Raw genomic sequence first — 1,614 nt, 5'->3', positions numbered from 1 at the left:
TAGCAACTCGTTACGAGCGGCTTCTGCGTAACTATACGGGAATGCTTCAAATAGCAGCCATCATGGTCTGGTTGGCATGAGTTTGAGTTAAAATCTGGCAGATCGGTTAGATGAGAACGCCGCCTAGGGGAAGGCAGTAATTTATCTTGAGGGCTATTGCCATTATTGGCTACTGCCTGATTGATCACTGGATGGGCGTGGGAAGAAAGAGAAGATGCCGGAGTTATACTCTTTAAAAGCTGATGAAAGGATGCCTGGCCTGAGGCTATAAACAGTTGTCGTAAAAGCAGCATGATTTGAATCTTTGGATTCCTTTTTCCTGTGGGTCTCAGGTATAGGTGATGTTTGAAATAGTTCAATAAAGCAACCTGAAACGCACTTTCTTCCTGCAGGTGATGGCTAGCCAGCCAGGTAAGGTCTTCCTGGTTGATCCAGATTGAGTCTCGAGAATTCAGGTCTGAAACAGTGACCTGCAGCTGGGGCTGATCCGGAAATCTTGAGGGAAAAAGTACTGGCAGCATCGTGATTTCAAGGTAGGATTGCAAGGGGGAAAAATAATAATTCAGGGAGGGTGGGTGTTTTGGGTCCCATGGCCAGCCGTCTTGAAAACTGGCTCCCATCGAAAACCGTTGTTCGGAGACCTCTGAAGTCCTGTTATTCATAAGTTGGAATGGACTATTGAGCGCTTGTTCTTTTTTTTCGGATAGCCTGAAGAGCAGGGTTATGCTTTTTGAGAGGGCTGGGGTTGTGGTTATTTTGAAGGGAGTACCCTGCCGACTTGTGAATGAACTGATGATCATAGGTGAGTGAGATAAATCACCACAGTCGGTGATCAGGTTGCCCTGAAGCACTGCTACACCCTTCTTATCCCTCCAGTCAATTTGATACAGGGTATGCTGGTTAAAGGACTCCTGTTTCAATTTGGTCACTCTGACTGCGTCTTCAGGCCAGGCTTTCAGTGAGCCGATAACGCACAGCATTGATGCAGGCGACTGGTCGTCATGGCTCCAGCTGATTCCCCATAATTCTGGTGCATTGGAAGCAAGCTTGATAGGCTTGTCCACTTTAGGCAAACGGGGTACCTGGATTTCCGTTCTGGAAAGCGTGTTGTTACCCAGAAGGTAGGCCGGTACCTGATCTGCTCCGTTAACAGCCCCTGCGATTGAAAGCAAAAAGAGTTGTTTCAGGGTATTTGGAAATAGTGAAGTATTAGACCTGTATGAGAGTTTTTTTTGTTGGGAGAGTGTTTCAGTGGGCATAGAGATCCTCACCTGTTCTTGATTGACCTGTTATAAAGCCTCTCAGTATAGATCGCAAATACAAGGGTTATTGAGTTAAAGCCTCCTTCTGTTGAGCAAATACCTCAGGGGAAACCACAGCGATTTTCTCCTCAATCATTGAATGAAGTTTCTGCTTGGCTTTAACTCCTCTTCGATCATCCAGGCGGTCCGCGGCATTTCGGAAATCACGGGCGTGTTCAGTCAACCCCAGGGCAAAAACATGATCAAGAATCAATCAGCCCAAGCACTTTCATCATATAGTCTTCATCCCAGCCACAGGTTTTACGTTTGTTCTTGATACCAGCCTTCACTGAAGTATCAAGCTTGAGAAGGT

1 protein-coding gene is annotated in these 1,614 nt (G+C 46.3%); it reads right to left on the bottom strand.

Annotated elements, in window-relative coordinates; translation table 11 throughout:
* A partial coding sequence (locus tag ACNRUY_RS26415) for a hypothetical protein (RefSeq protein ID WP_488114651.1) occupies positions 1–851 on the bottom strand: 851 nt, incomplete at its 3' end.
* Positions 852–1,614 lie beyond the last annotated feature (763 nt).

It is taken from the genome of Endozoicomonas sp. Z74 (assembly GCF_057680865.1).
Note: the sequence above shows the minus strand (reverse complement) of the source record. Positions and strands in the feature narration are given on the sequence as shown.